The 21,657-nt window shown below is 36.3% G+C and carries 19 protein-coding genes; 8 read left to right on the top strand and 11 right to left on the bottom strand.

Annotated elements, in window-relative coordinates:
• Nucleotides 1-6: 6 nt before the first annotated feature.
• Nucleotides 7-2,379, bottom strand: coding sequence for a TonB-dependent receptor (locus P164_RS02395; protein WP_081817301.1), 2,373 nt, complete (start codon nucleotides 2,377-2,379; stop codon nucleotides 7-9).
• Between the two features lie 219 nt (nucleotides 2,380-2,598).
• The gene (locus P164_RS02390) at nucleotides 2,599-3,288 is read right to left on the bottom strand and encodes a VIT family protein (protein WP_028374882.1); all 690 of its coding nucleotides are present in this window, start codon (nucleotides 3,286-3,288) and stop codon (nucleotides 2,599-2,601) included.
• A 130-nt stretch (nucleotides 3,289-3,418) separates the two neighbouring features.
• Here P164_RS02390 and P164_RS02385 point away from each other — a divergent pair, with 130 nt between their 5' ends.
• The 3 genes from P164_RS02385 (at nucleotide 3,419) to P164_RS02375 (ending at nucleotide 6,892) form a co-directional block, all read left to right on the top strand.
• The gene (locus P164_RS02385) at nucleotides 3,419-3,997 is read left to right on the top strand and encodes a non-canonical purine NTP diphosphatase (protein ID WP_028374881.1); all 579 of its coding nucleotides are present in this window, start codon (nucleotides 3,419-3,421) and stop codon (nucleotides 3,995-3,997) included.
• 176 nt (nucleotides 3,998-4,173) lie between these two features.
• Nucleotides 4,174-6,033 (top strand): DEAD/DEAH box helicase, encoded by a 1,860-nt coding sequence (locus tag P164_RS02380; protein ID WP_028374880.1) that lies wholly within the window; start codon nucleotides 4,174-4,176, stop codon nucleotides 6,031-6,033.
• 73 nt (nucleotides 6,034-6,106) lie between these two features.
• Complete coding sequence (locus tag P164_RS02375) at nucleotides 6,107-6,892, top strand: carboxypeptidase-like regulatory domain-containing protein (RefSeq protein WP_028374879.1); 786 nt, start codon at nucleotides 6,107-6,109, stop codon at nucleotides 6,890-6,892.
• Between the two features lie 74 nt (nucleotides 6,893-6,966).
• Here the strand turns inward: P164_RS02375 and P164_RS02370 are convergent, their stop codons facing one another.
• Together P164_RS02370 and P164_RS18770 are read right to left on the bottom strand one after the other, a co-directional pair.
• Nucleotides 6,967-7,623: a TrmH family RNA methyltransferase gene (locus tag P164_RS02370; RefSeq protein WP_028374878.1), complete on the bottom strand. Its 657-nt coding sequence runs from the start codon at nucleotides 7,621-7,623 to the stop codon at nucleotides 6,967-6,969.
• Between the two features lie 63 nt (nucleotides 7,624-7,686).
• Nucleotides 7,687-9,627, bottom strand: a complete 1,941-nt coding sequence (locus P164_RS18770; protein ID WP_199907764.1) for a CHRD domain-containing protein — start codon at nucleotides 9,625-9,627, stop codon at nucleotides 7,687-7,689.
• 119 nt (nucleotides 9,628-9,746) lie between these two features.
• Between P164_RS18770 and P164_RS02360 the strand changes: the two genes are divergently transcribed.
• Nucleotides 9,747-10,427 carry an SIR2 family NAD-dependent protein deacylase gene (locus tag P164_RS02360; RefSeq protein WP_028374877.1) on the top strand — a complete coding sequence of 227 codons (681 nt, stop codon included), beginning with the start codon at nucleotides 9,747-9,749 and terminating at the stop codon, nucleotides 10,425-10,427.
• Here the strand turns inward: P164_RS02360 and P164_RS02355 are convergent.
• Nucleotides 10,396-10,869, bottom strand: a complete 474-nt coding sequence (locus P164_RS02355) for a heme-binding domain-containing protein (RefSeq protein ID WP_028374876.1) — start codon at nucleotides 10,867-10,869, stop codon at nucleotides 10,396-10,398. The two genes, P164_RS02360 and P164_RS02355, sit on opposite strands and share 32 nt — an antisense overlap.
• A 36-nt stretch (nucleotides 10,870-10,905) precedes the next feature.
• Between P164_RS02355 and P164_RS02350 the strand changes: the two genes are divergently transcribed.
• Nucleotides 10,906-11,460, top strand: a complete 555-nt coding sequence (locus P164_RS02350) for a hypothetical protein (protein ID WP_051621152.1) — start codon at nucleotides 10,906-10,908, stop codon at nucleotides 11,458-11,460.
• 86 nt (nucleotides 11,461-11,546) lie between these two features.
• The gene (gene purB, locus P164_RS02345; protein WP_028374875.1) at nucleotides 11,547-12,890 is read left to right on the top strand and encodes an adenylosuccinate lyase; all 1,344 of its coding nucleotides are present in this window, start codon (nucleotides 11,547-11,549) and stop codon (nucleotides 12,888-12,890) included.
• A gap of 171 nt (nucleotides 12,891-13,061) precedes the next feature.
• On the opposite strand, the gene P164_RS02340 is transcribed toward purB, so the two are convergent.
• The 6 genes from P164_RS02340 to P164_RS02315 form a co-directional block, all read right to left on the bottom strand.
• Entirely contained in the window at nucleotides 13,062-14,249 is a 1,188-nt protein-coding gene (locus P164_RS02340; protein ID WP_028374874.1) for an acetate/propionate family kinase, read from the bottom strand.
• 27 nt (nucleotides 14,250-14,276) lie between these two features.
• The gene (gene pta, locus P164_RS02335) at nucleotides 14,277-16,370 is read right to left on the bottom strand and encodes a phosphate acetyltransferase (protein ID WP_028374873.1); all 2,094 of its coding nucleotides are present in this window, start codon (nucleotides 16,368-16,370) and stop codon (nucleotides 14,277-14,279) included.
• A 161-nt stretch (nucleotides 16,371-16,531) separates the two neighbouring features.
• On the bottom strand, nucleotides 16,532-17,074 hold the full coding sequence (locus P164_RS02330) for a DUF4252 domain-containing protein (RefSeq protein WP_028374872.1): 543 nt from the start codon (nucleotides 17,072-17,074) through the stop codon (nucleotides 16,532-16,534).
• Nucleotide 17,075: 1 nt separating this feature from the next.
• Nucleotides 17,076-17,600, bottom strand: a complete 525-nt coding sequence (locus P164_RS02325) for a DUF4252 domain-containing protein (RefSeq protein ID WP_035899307.1) — start codon at nucleotides 17,598-17,600, stop codon at nucleotides 17,076-17,078.
• Nucleotides 17,601-17,617: 17 nt separating this feature from the next.
• Nucleotides 17,618-18,055 (bottom strand): hypothetical protein, encoded by a 438-nt coding sequence (locus P164_RS02320; protein ID WP_028374870.1) that lies wholly within the window; start codon nucleotides 18,053-18,055, stop codon nucleotides 17,618-17,620.
• Nucleotides 18,042-18,551 (bottom strand): RNA polymerase sigma factor, encoded by a 510-nt coding sequence (locus P164_RS02315; RefSeq protein ID WP_028374869.1) that lies wholly within the window; start codon nucleotides 18,549-18,551, stop codon nucleotides 18,042-18,044. The genes P164_RS02320 and P164_RS02315 overlap by 14 nt, the downstream gene beginning before the upstream one ends.
• 108 nt (nucleotides 18,552-18,659) lie before the next feature.
• Here P164_RS02315 and P164_RS02310 point away from each other — a divergent pair, with 108 nt between their 5' ends.
• Together P164_RS02310 and P164_RS02305 are read left to right on the top strand one after the other, a co-directional pair.
• Complete coding sequence (locus P164_RS02310) at nucleotides 18,660-20,102, top strand: S41 family peptidase (protein WP_035899306.1); 1,443 nt, start codon at nucleotides 18,660-18,662, stop codon at nucleotides 20,100-20,102.
• Nucleotides 20,103-20,156: 54 nt separating this feature from the next.
• Nucleotides 20,157-21,644: a S41 family peptidase gene (locus P164_RS02305; protein WP_035899305.1), complete on the top strand. Its 1,488-nt coding sequence runs from the start codon at nucleotides 20,157-20,159 to the stop codon at nucleotides 21,642-21,644.
• Nucleotides 21,645-21,657 lie beyond the last annotated feature (13 nt).

Genomic DNA, 21,657 nt, shown 5'->3' with positions numbered 1-21,657 from the left:
TGAATATTAAAAACTATAACCTATTGAAACGCTATAGTTTCTAGGTGCAATAGGATTAATACTATTGTCATCATGTACATTATAATTTAATTCGTCTGTAATGTTTGCAAGTTTAGCGCGTATGCTAATATTGTTGCTAAAGGTATATGCTAAAGTTGCATCTAACTGAAAATAATCTGAAAGTGGTATGAGCTGTCTTCCACTATCTGGATTTGTAGTTTGAAAAGACCTTCCTGCAAAACGAGTTCCGAAGTACGAACTTACAACTCCTAGATTTAAGCCATGTAAAGAACCACTGCCTATTGTGTAATTAGCACTTAAGTTAGCTGTATTTTTAGGAATGTATCTAAATAAACTTCCTACGACATAGATATTAGATTCAGTATACTTCATCTCGTTAAAACTATAACCTGCCATAAGACGTAAACCTTTAGTAGGATATGCTGTAATATCAACTTCAACACCTTTACTTTCAGTAGCACCGGCAAGTTCCTGCACGTTATTATCTGTCAAAGACGTTTGTGCCAGATTACTGTTTTTAATAATGTAACCGGTGATATTCAGAAGTAATTTGCTTCCGAAGAATTCATTTTTAACACCTACTTCATACTGGTCTATAATTGAGGGTTCTAAAGCCTCTCCATTAATATCAAGACCTGTATTGGTCTCAAAAGAGTTTGCATAACTCGCAAAGATCGAGTTGTGTCGTGTAGGTTGAAGAATTAAACCAAATCTTGGCGTAAAAGCATCGTCATACAAATTAGTTACTGTTGTGTTCCCACTCGGGTAATTTGTAATCTCACTTTCTGTATCCTGATAGGTATAGCGCACACCGGCTAATACTTTTACATAATCATTAACAGCGATCAAATCCTGAATATAGATACCAAATCGTGAAACCGGAGTTGTGGTAAGTCTGCTTTGATCAAGATCTGGAATATCATTTCTAAAATTTGCATAATCAGGATTAAAAATATTGATCACATCGTAGAAGTTTTCGCCATTATCCTGATCTGAAAAGGAGTTGTAACGCGTGTCTTTTGTTTTATAATTCTCAACATCTGCACCTATTAAAAACTGATGTTTTAAGAAACCGGTATTGAATAAACCTTTTAAATCAAGCTGATTGATGTTGTAGTTATCACGAGTATCTCTCTTCTGAAGATTGCGCTGCCAATCTCCATTTTCCTGCACCGTACCTCCTGAAGTATTGGGTCTGGTATTCGAAAATAAATTAGTATTGTAATGACGAAACGAATTTATATAGGTCAAGCCCCAATTATCTGAAAATTGATGATTTAAAGTTGCCGTAACAGAAACCTGTTCAGAATCAAAATATCCCCACTTAACTCCAACAAATTGATCTCTGGGAAGATCTACTAACTGATAATTTATTATCCCTGCCCCAAAATCTGGTGTGCGCGAATCATTTGTATAGTCTGCCTCAATTAAAAGATTAGTCTTATCTCCTAGTTTAAATAATAATGAAGGATTGAAATAATAGGTATCTGAAGAAACAAATTTTCTAAAACTATCTGCAGAAGCATATGAGCCGTTTAATCTAAAAGCAACCGTTTCAGAATCATTTAATGCTCCGTAAATATCAAATGTGGGCTTAACAAGGTTGAAGCTGCCAAAAGTAAGATCTACCTTTCCTCCAAAATCAAAACGCGGCTTTTTAGTAATTAAATTTAAAATACCCCCGGCTTCAACATTACCAAAAAGAATAGCGGCGCTTCCTTTTAAAATTTCTGCCTGCTCAATACCGCTGGTCTCCAACTTCATTCCATTAAAATAACGCACTCCGTTTTTAAATGTATTGCTGCTTCCTAAACTATAACCGCGTGAAGCAATCTCTTCTTGATAACCACCTGTATTCCCCATGATGTAAACCCCATTTGCATTCTTCAAAATATCGGTTAAGGAATTAACTTGTTGGTTTTCTAAGGTTTGTTGCGAAATAACCGCAGCACTTTGTGGCAAATCTAAAGGTCGTATACCCGCTTTAGCAGCATTGGGAGTTTTGTTAAATAAACTTCCGGAAACGATAACTTCATTTAGTTGATTGTTTGCTTCTTTTAATTGTATTACAGGAATCTGAGTCGTTTCTCCTGCACTAATAATTGCCGATACTTGTGCCGGCTGAAATCCTAAATGAGAAATTCTTAAAACATATTTTCCGGGCTTTAAATTCTCAATTACATAAAAACCTTCCTCATTTGTAATTGCATATTTGTTTGTATCATCAATTGTAATGGTGACTCCATCAACAACTGTGTTGTTTGGGGATTTGATTTGCCCAGATAATTTTCCGTCCTGAGCCCATATACAGCAAGACATGAATAAAATACTTATTAAAAACTGAAACTTCAATTTCATCTTTGTTTAGATTAATTAAAAATAATGCGCGAAGCTAAAACTAGAAATGAATTTAAGCAAGCTTATTTAGACTAAATATGCTTAATAGGATAGAATTAAATTATTGAGCATATTTATTTCGATAAAAATCAGTCTTTTATAAATAAAAAATAATTGAATTTTAAAGGTATATGTAATAAATATTCTAAAAGTTTATAGAAGATTTTGGTGAGAATAAAATTATATAAGCGTTGTATTAAATAGATAGCCTATAAGTGCTGTAGCTACCATTGCCAGAGTACCCCACAACGTGATTCTCAAGATAGCCGCAAGCATACTCGAACCTCCTGTTTTTGCAGCAACTGCTCCTAATACAATTAAAAAAAGAAGTGCAGAGGCATATTGTATGTATTCCATATAGGCAACAGGCGCTACAAAGGCAACCAGTACGGGTAGCCCACCTCCTACTGTAAATGCAGCACCGCTAGAAAATGCAGCTTGCAGCGGTTTAGCCTGGGTTATCTCGTGCATTCCTAATTCATCACGGGCGTGTGCTTCAAGAGCATTGTGTGCCGTTAATTGTTTTGCAACCTCAAGAGCTGTAGCTTCTGTGAGACCGCGGGCGATGTAGATTCTTTTTAATTCGTGTAACTCTTCATTAGGCATCGTTTCCAGTTCGTTTTTTTCACGTTCCAGATCGGCCTTTTCAATATCACTTTGCGAACTTACCGACACATATTCACCTGCTGCCATAGATAAGGCTCCGGCAACAATACCTGCAACCCCGGCAAGAATAATAGGCTCGCGAGTGGTGCTCGCAGCAGCCACCCCTATGATTAGACTTGCTGTAGAGAGAATTCCGTCGTTTGCACCTAATACTGCAGCACGTAACCAGCCGCTGCGATGTGCATAATGATCTTCAGTTTGCATCCTGCTAAATTAAACCAATACCTACTGTATACCAGTGTATAAATTGTTTTTAGATACTTTCCAAATAGCTGCTAAACTCGTTAAGATTAGCTTCAGATTTGATAAATTGCTTCTCCTAAATTCTATTCTTATGACTCTTGTTTTTGCTACACATAACCCTAATAAACTTCGAGAAATACAGGCATTAATGCCAGATTCAATTCAACTTAAAAGCCTAACAGATATAGGTTGTACCGAAGATATAATTGAAGATGCACCTACCATAACAGGCAATGCTTTACTAAAAGCCAGATTTGTAAAACAAAAATATGGTTATGATTGCTTTGCAGACGATACTGGCTTAGAAGTTGAAGCTTTAGATGATGCTCCCGGCGTCTATAGTGCGCGTTATGCCGGTGAGCAAAAAGATGCTAACGACAATATTGATAAACTGCTCATTGAACTCAAAACTAAAGAAAACCGAAAAGCACATTTTAAAACTGTAATTGCTTTAATTATTGGTGAACAAACAACTTGTTTTGAAGGAATTTGTAAAGGTGAGATTACTTCTGAAAGAATGGGCGCCGAAGGTTTTGGTTATGATCCGGTTTTTAAACCTGAAGGACATCAGGAAACCTTTGCTCAAATGCCACTCTCATTAAAAAACAAAATAGGACACCGCGGAAAAGCTACAGAAAAACTAATTATTTCACTTCAAAATTCTCAATAATTAGCGCTTATATTCAATAATTTACTTTAACACTTGTAAGTTAAGTACATCAATACTATCGCAACAGGTTGATATCAAGTCAACTAAATGAATATTCACTTCTACATATACTTACATTAATTAACATTATCTTTGCACCCTCTTAAATCGACGTTGATTTGAGATAATTTTTTTATATGAATACATTTAAAGCGTTAGGACTTAATGATGCCATCTTGCAAGCTGTAACCGATATGGGTTTTACAGAGCCTTCAGAAGTGCAAGAAAAAGCCATCCCAGTCCTATTACGCGAGGCAACAGACGTAGTTGCACTCGCCCAGACAGGAACAGGTAAAACGGCAGCATTTGGTTTTCCGCTTATTCAAAAAGTAGATGCAACCAGTCGCAAAACACAGGGATTAATAATCTCTCCCACTCGTGAACTGTGTCTACAAATTACAAACGAACTTAAAAGCTACTCAAAATACGTTAAGGGTTTAAATACAGTTGCGGTATATGGTGGAGCTAACATTCAGGAACAGGCACGTCAAATTTCACGTGGTGCTCAAATAATTGTTGCTACTCCGGGTCGTATGCAGGATATGATGCGTCGTAATCTTGTTGACATTAGTGGTATTGATTTTTGTATACTAGATGAAGCTGATGAAATGCTTAATATGGGATTCTATGAGGATATAACGACTATTCTTGCAGACACACCTAAGAACAAGCAAACCTGGTTATTTTCGGCTACAATGCCAAAAGAAGTAGCTCGTATTGCTAAGCAGTTTATGAATAATCCTATTGAAATTACAGTAGGAACAAAAAACATGGGAGCAGAAAATGTTTCTCATGAGTATTACCTAGTAAATTCTAGAGATCGTTACCAGGCACTTAAACGTCTTGCTGATGCAAATCCAGATATTTTCTCGGTTGTTTTTTGTAGAACAAAGAGAGACACGCAAAAAGTAGCAGAACAACTTATAGAAGATGGTTATAATGCTTCTGCATTGCATGGTGATCTAAGCCAAAATCAGCGTGATCTGGTTATGAAAAGCTTTAGAGCACGTCAAATACAAATGCTTGTTGCTACAGATGTTGCTGCACGTGGTATTGACGTAGACGATATTACGCACGTAATCAACTATCAATTACCAGATGAAATCGAAACTTACACGCACCGTAGTGGTCGTACAGGACGTGCCGGAAAAACAGGTATTTCTATGGTTATTGTTTCTAAAAGCGAAGTACGTAAGGTTAGAACGCTAGAAAAGATAATCAACAAAAAATTCATTCAAAAAGATATTCCTACAGGGATGGAAATTTGCGAAGTACAGTTAATGCACCTTGCAAATGATATTCGCAATACCACGATTAACGAGGAAATCAATCCATATCTTTTTAGCATTAATGAAGTTCTGGAAGGTTTAAGCCGTGAGGAGCTTATAAAGAAAGTATTTTCGGTAGAATTTACACGTTTCTTTAACTACTACAAAAAGACAAAAGATCTTAATGCAGGAGTGGTTGCAGATATGAAAGAAGATTCTGGAGAGTCTACTCGTTATTTTATCAACATAGGTCAACGTGATGGTTTTGACTGGATGAGTTTAAAAGACTTCTTAAAAGATCTTACAGGATTAGGTGAAGGTATTTATAAAGTAGATTGTAAAGATTCATTCTCTTTCTTTAATACAGATACCGAACACAAAGAAGCGATTTTAGCTTTGTTTGAAGACTTTAATCTTAAAGGACGCTCGGTACACGTAGAAATCACCAAAGACACCAGAGGTGGCGGCGGTGGCGGTGGCGGAAAACGCAAACGTAACGATCGCAGAACCGGACCATCTGGTGGTGGTAGCGGCGGCGGAAGACGTAGAGATGATTCAGGCGGTGATGGTGGTTTTAAAAAACGCAGATCTTCTGGTGGAGGAAGCGGTAGAGATCGCAATAGCAGCAGTGAACGTAGCGGCGGCGAACGCAGAGGCAAAAGCAAACCTGAAGGAGAACGCGAAAATAAAAGTCCGTTTTCAGGAAAAAGAAGAAGAAGGGATCGTTAATACCGTAATAATTTTATAAGAATTGTCACGTTTGGTATGATTTTATCGTCTCTTTTTCTAAATTGAATACTATATGAAAAAGATTTTTATACTACTCCTGTGTGTTGTTTTACCCGGTGCCATTTTTGCACAACAAGTAGAAACAGATGAGGCTGAAGATAGTATCATAGAAGGTACTGTAATTAACGCCACAACAGATCAAGCACTTGAAGGAGTAAATATTATAAACCTTAATACCGTAAAGGGTACCACAACGGGTACAGACGGAACATTTAAAATCAGGGCATCTTCTACAGATACCCTGTTTTTTTCATTTTTAGGATTCAAAACCTTACAGGTACGCGTTACCAATGACTGGAAACGTTTTGGTGATGTTAAGGTAAAGATGACCGAAACCGGAATTGCTCTCGAAGAAGTTGTTGTTAAGAATATAGAACTTACGGGTTATCTTGAAATTGATGCGCGCAATGTTCCTGTTTATAAAAATGTTCGTTACAGTATCTCTGGTTTAGACACTGCTTATGAAGCAGGGAATTCTCAACCAGGTGCAATTAATAAAGTATTAAGTGCCATATTTAATCCGGCAGATTTTTTGAATAAAGTATTTTCTAATAAGAGTTCCCAAATGCGGAAGCTTAGACAAATGAAAGAAGACGATAATATTAGAAATCTTCTGGTTACTAAATTTGACCGAGAAACGCTATCAGCATTACTACAGGTTCCTAAAGAAGATATTGAAGCTATATTGGGACGCTGTGATTACTCGCAAAGCTTTGTCAAATCTGCAAATGATCTTCAAATACTAGATGCACTAAGCAGCTGTTATGAAGAATATAAAGTACTTAATAGAGATAAGTAAACTATTAAAGATTTTAGATAGCTATTTTATAACTTAATAAAAGCCTTCATACAGTTTATTGTATGAAGGCTTTCTTATTTTATTTCAGAACTATAGCGCTTAACAAGTTCATCATAATTTTTAAGATTGCGAGCTAACCAAAGTTGTTTTATTTGTATAATGTCTGAAGGTTTTAAAGCCCAATCTAAGTCTGAATTGCGCAGACGCTGAGTTAATTCTTGAAGTAAAATTGCAGCACAAACCGAGATATTCAAACTTTGCGTAAAACCAAACGTGGGAATGTAAATATATTCATCTGCTGCATCGATAACAGTATCAGTCAAGCCATCTTTTTCACTTCCGAAGAATAAAACAGTAGGTTGATCTAATTTAAAATCTTCTAATTTATGAGCGGTATGATGCGGAGTGGTAGCTACTATTTTGTAACCCTTATTTTTTAAACTACTAAGCGCTTCTTTTGTGCTGTCATATCTGTAAACACTGGTCCATTTCTGCGCTCCCATTGCAATCTCACGATCTATACGCTTACCTTTAAGTTCTTCTATCACGTGTACATCCTGAACGCCAAATGCATCGCAACTACGCATCACAGCACTTGTATTGTGCAAATGCCCTACATCTTCTATAGCAACCGTTAAAAAGCGTGTACGTTGCTCAAGGACCTCTTTAAATAGCTCCTGGCGTCGTGGTGTTAAAAAGGATTCTAGGTACTCTAGTAACTCTGTTTTCATAAGGACTAAAAATAAAAAAACCCAGCCAATAGGCCGGGTTTTAAATTTATTATTTGAAACTTATTACTCAACGTTAGAACCTACATTACCCTGTGCTAATAAAGTAGCCAGATCAGTAGCACTTAAATGCACATTAATATAACCATCTATGGTAATCATTTCATCATACGTAATTAAGGTTTCATCATTATAAGATGCTACGTTTGTAACACTTAACCCTGTAGCTCCTACAACACTATTTAGTGTAATTAAAATAGCACCAGGTGCATCAGCTACAGAACCAGCATGAATGTGTGCAGGATGATCACCACCTATCAGTGTTCCCTCAAGATCAAGAGTAACTAATGTTTCTCCACTCTTTCGCTCTTCAAATGTGGCAGTACCACTTACTCCCGGAATATCTTTGGTATCAAGGTCATACATTTTACGCTCACCTGTTAATTCATTTTGCCCTATATCTCCCTGAGCTACTAAAGTGGCTAAATCAGTTGTGCTCAAGTGAAAATTGATATAACCATCAAAATCTAATAAATCACTATAACCTATTTCAGTTCCATCATTTAAGGCTTCAATATGAGTTACACTCATTCCGGTAGTACCGTCTAAAGTCGTTAATGTTTTAGCTATACCGCCTGTCTCAGCAGCAGAATTATTATGAATATGACCTGGGTGCATTCCTCCGTCAGGAGTACCATCAAGCATTACTGTTACTAAAGCTGCTCCGCTTTTACGTTCTGCAAAAGTTGCTGTACCGCTTATACCCGGTACATCTTTAGTTACTAATGCATATTCTTTTGATTCTCCTGTTAATTCATTTTCACCTATATCTCCCTGAGCTACTAGAGTGGCTAAATCAGTTGCACTCAAGTGAAAATTAATATAACCATCAAAATCTAATAAATCACTATAACCTATTTCAGTTCCATCATTTAAGGCTTCAATATGAGTTACACTCATTCCGGTAGTACCGTCTAAAGTTGTTAACGTTTTAGCTATACCGCCTGTCTCAGCAGCAGAATTATTGTGAATATGACCTGGGTGCATTCCTCCGTCAGGAGTACCATCAAGCATTACTGTTACTAAAGCTGCTCCGCTTTTACGTTCTGCAAACGTTGCTGTACCGCTTATACCTGCTACATCTTTAGTTACTAATGCATATTCTTTTGATTCTCCGGTTAATTCATTCTCACCTATATCTCCCTGAGCTACTAAGGTTCCTAAGTCTGTTGCACTTAAATGAAAATTAATATAACCATCAAAATCTAATAAATCACTATAACCTATTTCAGTTCCATCATTAAGAGCGCTTATATTAGTCTTGCTCACACCAGTTGTTCCATCAAGAGTTGTTAAGGTAATCGCGATACCTCCACCTTCAACTGCAGAATTATTGTGAATATGACCCGGATGCATCCCACCATCAGGGGTTCCATCAAGCATTACTTCAACTAGAGCCTCTCCATTTACACGTTCAGAAAATGTTGCAGTACCACTTATACCCTCAACATCTTTTGTAACTAAATCATAAACTTTTGAATCGCCTGTTAAATCATTTTGACCTATATCACCTTGTGCTAACAATGTTGCCAGGTTATCTGCACTTGCATGAACATTAATATAACCATCAAAATTTACCAGGTCATCATAAGAAACCGTAGTACCACTATTTGTTTGTGTGATGTTAGTTAAACTTCTTCTTGTAGGACCATCTACCGCTTCTAAATCGATTGCGATATCACCACCTTCGGCTGCGTTATTCAAATGAATGTGCGCTGGGTGAAGACCTTCAGTTGCTGCAGAAAGTAAAATACTTACATCGGTTGATCCATCTATTTTCTCTGTAAACGTTACCGTACCGCTTAAATTAGGATCAGAAACAGCACTCAAATCATAAGTAATAATGTTACCTGTGGCCTCACCCGGAATTATATCAATATTATCATCGTCATTACTACACGATGCGGCGATAAATAAGGATAAGACCATAAAATAAATTTTTTTCATAAAATTGTTTTTTTTTAAGTTAATACACCTTCAATTTATTAAATTGATAATTAAATACTTAATATTTACGAATAGTTTAACCTTTGGGTTTTAATATTTCAGAAACTTAAAAGATATACATGAAAAAAATTGTCGTACTCTCTGGCGCAGGGATAAGTGCAGAAAGTGGTCTTAAAACTTTTAGAGATGCAAACGGTTTATGGGAAGGTCATGATGTTATGGAAGTTGCCAGTCCCGAAGGTTGGTCTAAAAATCAGGAACTGGTATTAGATTTTTACAATCAACGCCGGCGACAACTTAAAACTGTACAGCCCAATGCAGCGCATAAATCGCTGGTAGAATTAGAGGCTAAATATGAGGTAGATATCATTACTCAAAATGTAGATGATTTACATGAACGGGCCGGCAGCAGTGCTGTAATACATCTGCATGGCGAACTTTTAAAAGCCCGAAGCACTGCCGACGAAAGTATTGTTTTAGATTGGAATACTGATATTATTACCGGTGATCGCTGTTCAAAAAACAGCCAGTTGCGCCCGCATATTGTTTGGTTTGGAGAGATGGTTCCTTTACTAGAAACTGCTGCAGCACTGGTCTCTCAAGCTCATTATATTATAATTGTGGGTACTTCTATGCAGGTTTATCCTGCAGCAGGATTAATTGATTATGCTAAACAAGATGCTACAATCTATTTTATAGATCCAAAGCCCAGCATCAACTCCCGTAAGAATCTTAACGTTATTGCTGAAAAAGCTACTATAGGTATTCCTACTGTGGTTGAGGAATTGATGAATAGCTAAGTCGTGCAGCTTTTACCCAATTAATAATAGCCTCAGCCTGTGCAGCGCTCAACTTTGCATCTTGATGAATTAACGTATACGAATCTAGCGGCATCTCGTTTTTTTCAATCTCTTCAAGAACTTCTTCTAATTTATGATCTTTTCGCTTTGCTGTATAATTTCCCCAATCTGCAAAGTTTAAATGTTCTTTTCCTTCCTCTACATGGTCTGCAAGAAAGAAACTTACAGGTGCCAGATTTGCATACCAGGGATACTGTGTTTGATTGCTATGACAATCATAGCAAGATGTTTTTAAAATGCCAGCAACCTGCTGAGAAGGTCTCGTTTCAGCAATAAAAGGTTCTAATGATTCATAGCCTCCTTCATTTTTTTCAACAGGAAAAAATTGAATTACAATGAGAACCAAAAGAGCCAACTTAAGAAAACGTTTAATCCAGATCATTTTTTTATTTTTAATACCCATAAACTTAGGCAATAAATGGATACTGCCCACTGGGATTATCTACTATCTCAAACCTACGCTTCCCGAAGCAGCAGATACTCTCACGCAAAAGTTTTACTTCAAAATGAAAATCTGTTAGCTTTTACTTTAGCGTGTATTTCTGAAAAAAAATCTGAAAACCATATTAAGGCTGCCTGGGTTTTAGAAATGGCTCTCCGAGAAAAAATTCAGTTTCTAATACCTCAACTCGATTTATTTTTTGAAGTAGCTCAAAATTTAACTAACAATGCTACGAAGCGCTCTTTCTCAAAAATTTTTGAATTACTTACCGAAACACACTACATAAAAAAACAAGAATTACTGAATAGTGCACAAAAGACCTTACTCGTAACTTTGTGTTTTGATCTATTAATCGCAAAAGAGAAAGTTGCTGCTCAAGTTTATGCAATGCAAAGTCTTTTTTATTTAAGTACAGATTTTAAATGGGTTAAAAATGAATTGCAATTACAGTTAGAGTTGATGTATCCTAATGCAAAACCTGGTGTAAAATCACGCACAAAGAAGATTTTGAAAGCTTTAAAACGCTCGTAATAGATTCTACTTACGCATTCTTTCTATTTGAGGTTTGTTACTAGCTTTGAGCTATGTATCTTTGCCGTTTAAATTAAAAACTAATTATGTCGCTATCTTCATTAGAAGCTGTATCACCTATAGACGGTAGATATTCAAATAAAACGGAAGTATTATCAGCCTTTTTTTCTGAAAAAGCACTTATAAAATACCGAATTAAAGTAGAAGTAGAATATTTCATTGCGCTTTGTGAAATTCCGTTACCAGAGTTGGCTGATTTCCCAAAGAAACATTACGCAGATTTAAGAGGTATTTATGAAGATTTTACTACTGAAGATGCAGAACATGTTAAAAATATTGAACAGGTAACCAACCACGATGTAAAGGCTGTCGAGTACTTTATTAAGGAGAAGTTTGATGCGCTGGGACTTACAACATCAAAAGAGTTCATTCATTTTGGCCTTACTTCTCAGGATATAAACAACACCGCGATACCGCTTAGTTTAAAAGACGCGACCAATCAGGTTTATTTACCGCAACTTCTTGAAGTTTTAGATCACCTTAAGCAACTTGCAGATGAGTGGGAGTCTATACCTATGCTTGCACGTACTCACGGTCAACCTGCTTCGCCTACACGTTTAGGTAAAGAAATAGAAGTGTTTGTAGTACGCCTTGAAGAGCAAATACGTTTACTTAAAGATATACCTAGCGCTGCAAAATTTGGTGGTGCAACCGGAAATTACAACGCACACCACGTGGCCTATCCACAAATTAACTGGAAGAGTTTTGGAACTTCTTTTGTAAGCGGAACTTTAAAACTGCACCACTCCTTCCCTACTACTCAAATTGAGCACTACGATCACATGGCCGCTCTTTTTGATACTATGAAGCGCATAAATACAATCCTGGTAGATCTAAATAGAGATTTCTGGCAATACATCTCTATGGAATATTTCAAACAAAAAATTAAAAAAGGAGAAGTGGGGTCTTCTGCAATGCCACATAAAGTAAACCCCATAGATTTTGAAAATAGTGAAGGAAATTTAGGTCTTGCAAATGCCATCTTTGAACATCTTTCTGCAAAATTACCTATATCACGACTACAACGCGATTTAACAGACAGTACAGTTTTACGCAATATAGGCGTACCCTTAGGTCACACCATAATCGGTTTTCAGAGTACATTAAAAGGTTTAAACAAACTACTTTTAAATGAAGGCAAGTTTGCTAAAGATCTTGAGAATAACTGGGCTGTAGTTGCAGAAGCTATACAAACTATTTTAAGAAGGGAAGGCTATCCCAATCCTTATGAAGCTTTAAAGGGTTTAACTCGTACAAACGAAGTAATTAATCAAGCTTCAATGCACGCATTTATAGACACTTTAGAAACGAGTGATGCTATAAAGCAAGAACTCAAAGCTATAACTCCTGCAAATTATACAGGCATCTAAAAAACTATGAAAATATCGCTAAATCTGGTACTGGTACTTGGGTTATATATAGGTATTCTTTCTGCGGGCCTTGCGGGAATACTTAAAAATACTTTTGTACTTTCAGGTTTAGCGTTTATTTTTTTTAGCTTACTTATTAACCTTATACGGTTAAGGAATAGGTGAGTGATCCTATTCTTGTATTAGGTCATATACTTGATTTGCAATCTCCAATTCTTCATTAGTGGGGATAACCATAATTTTAACACGAGAATTTTCACTTTGCAGTTCTCTAAGTTTTTTAGAGCGTTCTGCATTTAAATTTTCGTCTAAATGAATTCCGAGATAATCCATCTGAGCACAAACCTTACTGCGCAAATAAGAACTATTTTCTCCTATACCTGCAGTAAATACAATTGCATCTATACCATTTAAAGCTGCGGCATAAGCACCTATATACTTTCTAATACGATAAGCATTCATTTCAAGTGCCAGCGTACATACAGAATCACCAGCAGCAGCAGCTTCTTCTATATCCCTTAAATCGCTGAACCCCGTAAGTCCTAGCATTCCACTTTTCTTATTTAGAATATCGTTTACTTCTGGTATAGAATATCCCAGATGTTCCTGCATATAGAAAACAACACTTTGATCTATATCCCCCGCACGCGTACCCATAATTAATCCGTTAGCAGGCCCAAAACCTAAAGAGGTATCTATGGGCTTACCATCTTTTATGGCTGCCATACTACATCCATTTCCTAAATGTATGGTAATTAGCTTAGCATCTGGTTTCTGTAAATAATCTAAAGCCTTTTTACACACATACTTGTGACTGGTCCCGTGAAAACCATAAAGCCGTATTCTATTTTCGGTCATAAAATGCTGCGGAATTGCATATTGATATGCTTTCTGCGGAATATCTTTAAAAAAAGCTGTGTCAAATACACAAAACTGTGGCGCTTTGTCAAACAACTTTTCGGCTACTTCAATACCGGTTAAATTTGCCGGATTGTGCAAAGGTGCCAGTGAAAATAATCGGGTTATGTTTGCTTTCACATCGTCATTTACCTGTATCGTTTCCGTAAATTTTTTACCCCCATGAACTACACGATGTCCTACTGCATCTACTTCATCTGTATTATCAATCACACCGTATTTTAAATCCATCAAAAGGCTGGATATTCTGTACAATCCTGCCGTATGATCTTCAAAATTCGTTTTTTCAGTAAATTCTCTTTGTCCGGCTTTGTAGGTAATTTGACCACCATCTATCCCTATGCGCTCTACCATTCCTGATGCCATAACGCTCGCTTCGGGCATAGCTATAAGCTGAAATTTTATCGAAGAGCTTCCAGAGTTAATAACTAATATATTCATAGTTTGAATGCTATCTTGTTTTTTAATTTATAATCCCTGCGCCTGAATCGCAGTAATAATTACCGTATTAAATACATCATCTACCGTACAACCTCTACTTAAATCATTTACCGGTTTGTTTAAGCCTTGTAACATAGGCCCAATGGCTAATGCACCGGTTTCCCTTTGTACCGCTTTATACGTGTTATTCCCTGTGTTTAAATCAGGAAAAATAAGCACACTGGCCTGGCCGGCAACTTCAGAATCTGGCAATTTACTTTTACCTATAGTTGCATCTACCGCCGCGTCATATTGAATAGGACCTTCTATTTTTAAGTCTGGCCGTAAGCGTTTTACAATTTCGGTCGCCTCCCGTACGCGGTCTACATCTGCACCTTTTCCTGAAGTTCCTGAAGAATATGAAAGCATTGCTATTTTAGGTTCGATACCAAAAGCGAGACTGCTTTCTGCGGAAGAAATTGCAATTTCTGCAAGCTCTTCTGCGGAAGGATTGGGATTTATAGCACAATCACCGAATACAGAAACGCGATCTTCAAGACACATAAAAAATACAGAGGATACCACAGAAACTCCCGGTTTTGTTTTTATAAACTGAAGCGCCGGTCGTATGGTATGCTGTGTTGTATGAGCCGCTCCGCTAACCATACCGTCTGCGTGCCCTTTATAAATCATCATCGTTCCAAAATAAGAAACATCGGTCATCCAGTCCCGAGCAATATCCATATTTACATTCTTATGTTTACGCAACTCATAAAATGTGGTCACATAATCATCAAAGTATGCTGATTTAACAGGATCTATAATTGTGATTTTATCTAAATTAAGGGGAATACTTAGTTTCACAGCTTTCTCCTTAACCTTTTCAGGGTCTCCTAACAATGTGATTTTTACAATATCTAATTCAACGAGTCGCACGGCTGCTGTTAAAATACGATCATCTGTACCTTCTGGCATTACAATATGCTTCTTTGCAGTTCGCGCACGTTTCATCAACCCGTACTGAAACATTCTGGGCGTGATGCCTTTCGGTTTTAAATTTATAAGACGTTCCAATAAGGTATCAAACGAAACTTCTTTTTCAAATACGGTTAATGAGGTTTCAATTTTCGGCTTACTCGATGCGTAAATTTGAGACTTAATATTACCTATTCGGTTTGTAACCGAAAACGTACCGTCTTTTACCGATACGATAGGTACAATTTGTGATAAACCACGTATCAACTGAAGTATAGGCTCTTCAGGGATTAAACCTCCCGTTAGAATTATACCCGAAATTCTAGGGTAATTTGTAGATATATGGGCTTGTAAAGCTCCTAAAATAATATCTGCCCGATCTCCCGGAGTAATTACTAAACTATCTTGTTTAAGATGCGTAAGGTAGTTTCTCAACTGCATGGCTCCTACTCCAAAATTTCCGGTTTGATTATCGAGCAGCTTTTCTCCAAAAAGCACTTCACCATCCAGCTCGTGCACAATTTCTTTTATGGTAGGATGCGCCAATTCTTCAGTAAAGGGAATTGCAAATACCTCAACAGCTTCGGGTAAAAATGATCTCAATCCCTTTTTAGCTTTACTTAGATTTACCGGTTCGACTTTATTTGCCACCACTCCCATCACCGATACATCTTTATCTAAAAAGCTGGTATAGGCAATTTGTAAACTCCCGAGTAAATCATCTTCAGTTTTACCTACACCGCTTCCTACTAAAATGACTGGAAGACCTAAATTTTTAGCGATAAGAACATTAGTATCAAATTCAAACACAGTACCTTCTCCTGTAAAATCTGAACCTTCAACCAGTATAAAATCAAATCGATCTTCTAGGTTTTTATATTTGGTAATTATGGTATCTAAAATTTCTCCCGCTTTGCCCTTATTCCGTTTCTTTATAACCTCACTTCTGGTAAAAGCAAATGCCTCATTGTAATCTAGCTGAATATCAAAATACGAGAGTACCGTATTGATGTGATTGTCTTTTCCTTTATTTTTTACATCATCAATTATAGGTCTAAAATATCCCACTTTTGCAGTTTTACCCAGCAAGGTGCGCATTAAACCGAGAGAGATAATTGCCTTACCACTATTGGGTTCTATCGTTGCTATATATATTCCTTTACTCATAGTTTTATGTAATTAGTTAAAAATACGATTAATCATTTTTAACCCCTAAGCAGATTGCGATTATAACTCATAAATTGAACAAGTAAAGCATCACAAACCGAATTGTGTTAAACAAAAAAAAGGATCTCGATTGAGATCCTTTTAATTTATTAAAACTGCACTTATTTATTTTTGAAAACATCCATAACGCCTTCAAAACCCGCGGTATTAAAATTTGTACTGCTGGTATCCATTGTTTCTGCAAACCGAACCATATCTGCTACATTCATTTTATCGCCCAGTACACGAGCGAGTACAAATCCTTTATTCTCATCCTGAGCAAAAACAACCACCTCATCTATCGCTTCATCCTGCCCTTTAATAAAAAGACGCATACGCTGTCCCGGTTTTCCAAACTTCATCAACTCTTCATAATCATCATCAGCAAGAATCTCTTTAACTTTTACCGTTTCAGAATTATAAAACTCACTGTCTTTCATAGAATATGCGAGTAAGTTTACTTTTTTAACTGAGTTAATTACTCGCTTTTGATCTTCAGTCATTTCCTGAGTAACCGGAGCTATCAAGCTTGTAGGTAAATCAACCATTATAAAGGCGTCATTTTCTTTACTATCTATATAGTATTCTTGCAGAGACTGCTTATCCTGACAACTGGATAATGCAGCAACCATAATAACTACTAAAACTGCTTTTAATGTGCTCATCTTAATTAACTTTTACATTTTTAAGCTCTTCACTTCCCTTAAAATTGATGCTATTTGCTATTTTACCTATTTCTTTAAGGTTAATATCACCGGTAATTCTAATAAGTACTGTATCGTCTTTTGTAGACATACCGTCTAAAAACATCACAAACTCGCTTACAAAGTTTTCACTTTTGCCGGGCTTGTAATAAAAATTCACATTTTTACCATCATCTTTTACCTGCATCAATTGTTGCAGATTAGCACTGGTTAAATACGATTTAAACTCACCCTTCATTTGTTGAGCTGCGCTTATATTTTTTGTCGTAAACACTTTAATATCTTCAAGGCTATTTACCATCTCGATATAACTTTTCATCTCCGGGTCTTTAGAATCAAGATCCATCTGACCTAATAGTTTGAACATTTTTTGATTCATTACCATTGAGGTAACGTCTTTCATGTCTTCAAACTTATCAAAGTTTTTTTGTGCAAATGCAGTAAGACTCAATCCTACAAACATTAATGTAATTACTAATTTATTCATCGTTTTTTGATTTAAGATTATTTTAAAATTTCGTTGGTCGTTTCTTCAAACGTATCTAGTTTATTTAATTGTGAAGTACTTTTATTCATAAAATTACCCATCATAAAGAGCGCTTGTTTTGTTTTTAATACAGCAACTTCAGGATCTTTATAAGTACCTAAGTCGTTATCTGTGCCTTTTTTAGTATTGAAGGTTAAAAACAAACCTACACAAAGTAAAATACTTGCTGCGATAGGTACCCATTGCCAGGATCGTTTTGATTGAGGCAATTCAATCTTACGATTAAAGCGTTCTTGTTTTGCTTTTGCGAAAGCGGTGAAAAGAGGTATGTACTCCTCTAAGTGCGGGGCAACTTCATCACTAGTAAAGTATTCCCTAAGCTTAGCTTCCTGCTCTAAGGAAGTATCTCCCTCAAAGTAGCGCTCAAGCAGGTCTTCTATATTATTTAAGTCCATAGTTATGTTTTTTAAGCAATTCTTCTCGTATTGTTTTTCGGGCTCTAGACAGCGCAACACGTACCGCTGTTTCATTTAATTCTAATTCTTCTGCAATCTCACTATTTGTAAACTGTTCTACATCTCTAAGGTGTAAGATCATTCGCTGTTGCTCTGGCAGGTCATTCATTAACTTATAAACCCAGGCAACACTATCACTTACTTCACTTTGCCGTACGGTATTGTAATGCTGATCTTCGTAATTAGTATGTACCAGTTGTAAATTAGAACTGCTTTTTGCCTTGAGCTTATCTAAACAATAATTCTTAGTCATCGTTACTGCAAAAGCTTCAATACTCCGCAGCTTATTCATTTTTTTTCGCTGAGACCACAACTTTATAAGAACTTCCTGAGTAGCATCTTGTGCCTCATCTTCAGAAACCAGTAATCGCTTTGCTAAACGATACAATCTATCCTGAACGGGAGTAACTCGTGCTAAAAACTCTTTTTGGTTCATTTATTGTTGTGGTTAGTTATAAGGAAGACGATTATGTCTAAAATTTGTTACACAGGAAAACCAGTAATACAATTATACCGTATTTTTAGTATGCTAATAAACCGTTTTATGAAGAAGATTGCGCTACCCCTAATAGGCCTTTGCTCGCTTTTAATACTTTTATCCTGCAGCGAAGACCGTGATGATGTTCAAATTTCAAACAACTTAGAAATTAAGAATTTTATCTATTCAGCAATGAATATTTATTACCTCTACAAACCCGATGTACCGGTATTGGCCAATGATTTTTTTGATTCGCAGGCAGATTTAAACATCTATCTGGATCCTTTTAATACGCCCGAAGATTTATACGAAGATTTATTGTCTAATGCTGATCGCTTTAGCTTTATGACCGACGATTACCGCGAGTTAGAGAATAGATTTGCGGGTGTAAGCAAAGACAATGGTTTAGAGTACAGGCTGATGCGCGTTTCTCCCGGAAGCGATGAGATTATAGGTTATGTACGCTACATTATCCCTAATTCTAATGCATCTACTAAAGATATAAAAAGAGGCGATGCTTTTACTAAAGTGAATAACACGCCGCTTACCATAACTAACTATTTAGATTTATTAGCGCTTGATACCTATACCTTAACACTTGCTGATTTAACAGATACTGGTAATGCTGTAAGTATTACTGAAAACGGCCGGTCTGTAACCTTAACCAAAGAAGAAGGTTTAATCGAGAACCCTATACTCATAGCAAAAACACTAAACATAAGCGGCCAGAAAATAGGCTACTTAATGTATAACGCATACACTGCAGATTTTGATGATGAATTAAATGCGGCTTTTGCTCAATTTAAAACAGACGGCATAACCGATCTGGTGCTGGACCTAAGGTATAATGGTGGTGGTTCTGTAGAGTCTGCAATAGATTTAACGTCAATGATTACGGGTCAGTTTAACGGTGAAGTTATTACTAAACAACAATGGAATCCTGAAATACAGGCGGCATTTGAGGCAGAAGACCCTGAAGCGTTAATTGACCGTTTTAATAACACTATTAGAACAGGTGAATCTATTAACAGCCTAAACTTAGGTCGTTTATTTGTAATAGGCACAGGGAGTACTGCTTCTGCAAGCGAACTTACTATTATAGGTCTTAAACCGTATATAAATGTACAAACGATAGGCACAACTACGGTAGGAAAGTTTCAGGCTTCTACGACATTGTATGATTCTGAAAATTTTAGCAGACAAAATGTAAACCCAAATCACTTCTACGCTATTCAACCTTTAATATATACTTACGCTAATTCTGCCGGCATTGTAGGACCACCTACAGGAATCGAACCCGATTTTGAGATCGCCGAAAGAGCTTCAAACCTGGGAGTTTTAGGCGATCCTAACGAGCCACTTTTGAAAATGGCATTAGACCAAATATTAGGTCGCAGTGCTTCTACAAAAAGCTTTGAAAATACAACTCATTTAGAACCTGTAGGAGAAAGTAAAATGTTTAACCCTGATTTTCAACGTATGTATGTATTGGATTTGCCTAATAGCTAAGTAAATTCTATTTTACAAAATTATATAACCCCTATATCCCTTAAAAAAATAAGTATGAAAAAGTATTTTTTAGTATCACTTTTAGCTTTAGGATTTTTAAGTTCGTGCTCTAGCAATGATGATACCGCAGAACCTGAAGTTGTTGATCCTGTTGTAGAACCGGAGCCAGAACCAGAACTAAATCGCGTTGATTATCCTATCCAGGATTTCATGTATCAGGCGATGAATGTATATTATTTATACAAACCAGATGTAGATGTATTAGCAGATGATTTTTTTACTGATACACCTACATACGTAAAGTTTTTATCAGAAAATCCTGTACCCGAAGATTTCTATTCTGATGTACTTGTTACTAATGAAGATCGTTTCAGTTTTCTAACAGATAATTATGTAGAACTCGAAAATAGTTTTTCCGGTGTTAGTAAAAGTAATGGATTAAAATTTAGCCTCGTTCGATTTTCGGGTTCTGATGATATATTTGGATACGTACGTTATGTCGCCCCTAATTCTACGGCTTCTGCAAGTATAATTGAACGTGGTGATTTATTTACGCGAATAGATGGTACTATTTTGACTATAAATAATTATCAAATGTTATTAGCTCAGGATACGTACACCTTGAGTTTAGCAAGTGTAACCAATAGTACGGTTAGCGAAACTGGTGAAACTGTAGAATTAAATAAAGTTGAAGGATTTGTAGAAAATCCCGTATATATAGCTAAAACTCTAGATATAAATGGCACTAAAATTGGTTATTTGATGTACAACTCATTTGTCTCAAATTTTGATGGAGAACTGAATGATGCTTTTGCCCAATTTAAGGCTGATGGAATAACAGATTTAGTTTTAGATTTAAGATATAATGGTGGAGGTTCTGTTGCCACCGCTATTGATTTGACTTCAATGATTACCGGTCAGTTTGATGGTCAAATTTTAACAAAACAACAATGGAATCCTGAAGCTCAGGCTTATTTTGAGTCTGAGGCTCCAGAAAGTTTATTAAGTAGATTTAATTCTACTATATATACAGGAACTCCACAAGAACAGCCTATAAATAGTTTAAATTTAAATCGCCTTTATGTTATAGGTACGGGAAGTACCGCTTCTGCAAGTGAATTAACAATTATAGGTTTAAGACCGTATATAGATGTAAAAACTATAGGTAAAACCACAGTTGGTAAATTTCAGGCTTCGACTACACTGTATGATTCAAATAATTTTGGAAGAGCAAATGCAAATCCTAATCATACCTATGCCATTCAACCTTTAATTTATACCTATAGAAATGCAAATGATGTTATAGGTCCTCCTACAGGTATAGAACCGGACTTTGAATTAGAGGAAGATCTTACTAATCTTGGAGAACTGGGTAATCCTACAGAACCATTATTAAGTCTGGCATTAGATCAAATTTTAGGTCGAAAATCTTCAACTAAGAGAAGCAAACCAAGATCTTTTGAGTTATTAGGTGAGAGTGAAATGTTTTCTCCTACCTATCAACGAATGTATGTTGACAAAGTTCCTCAAATCAAAAAATAAATTTAAAATTTTA

Origin of the sequence: Leeuwenhoekiella sp. MAR_2009_132 (assembly GCF_000687915.1) — a bacterium.
Lineage (GTDB): Bacteria > Bacteroidota > Bacteroidia > Flavobacteriales > Flavobacteriaceae > Leeuwenhoekiella.
This window is presented reverse-complemented; position numbering and strand designations above follow the sequence as displayed.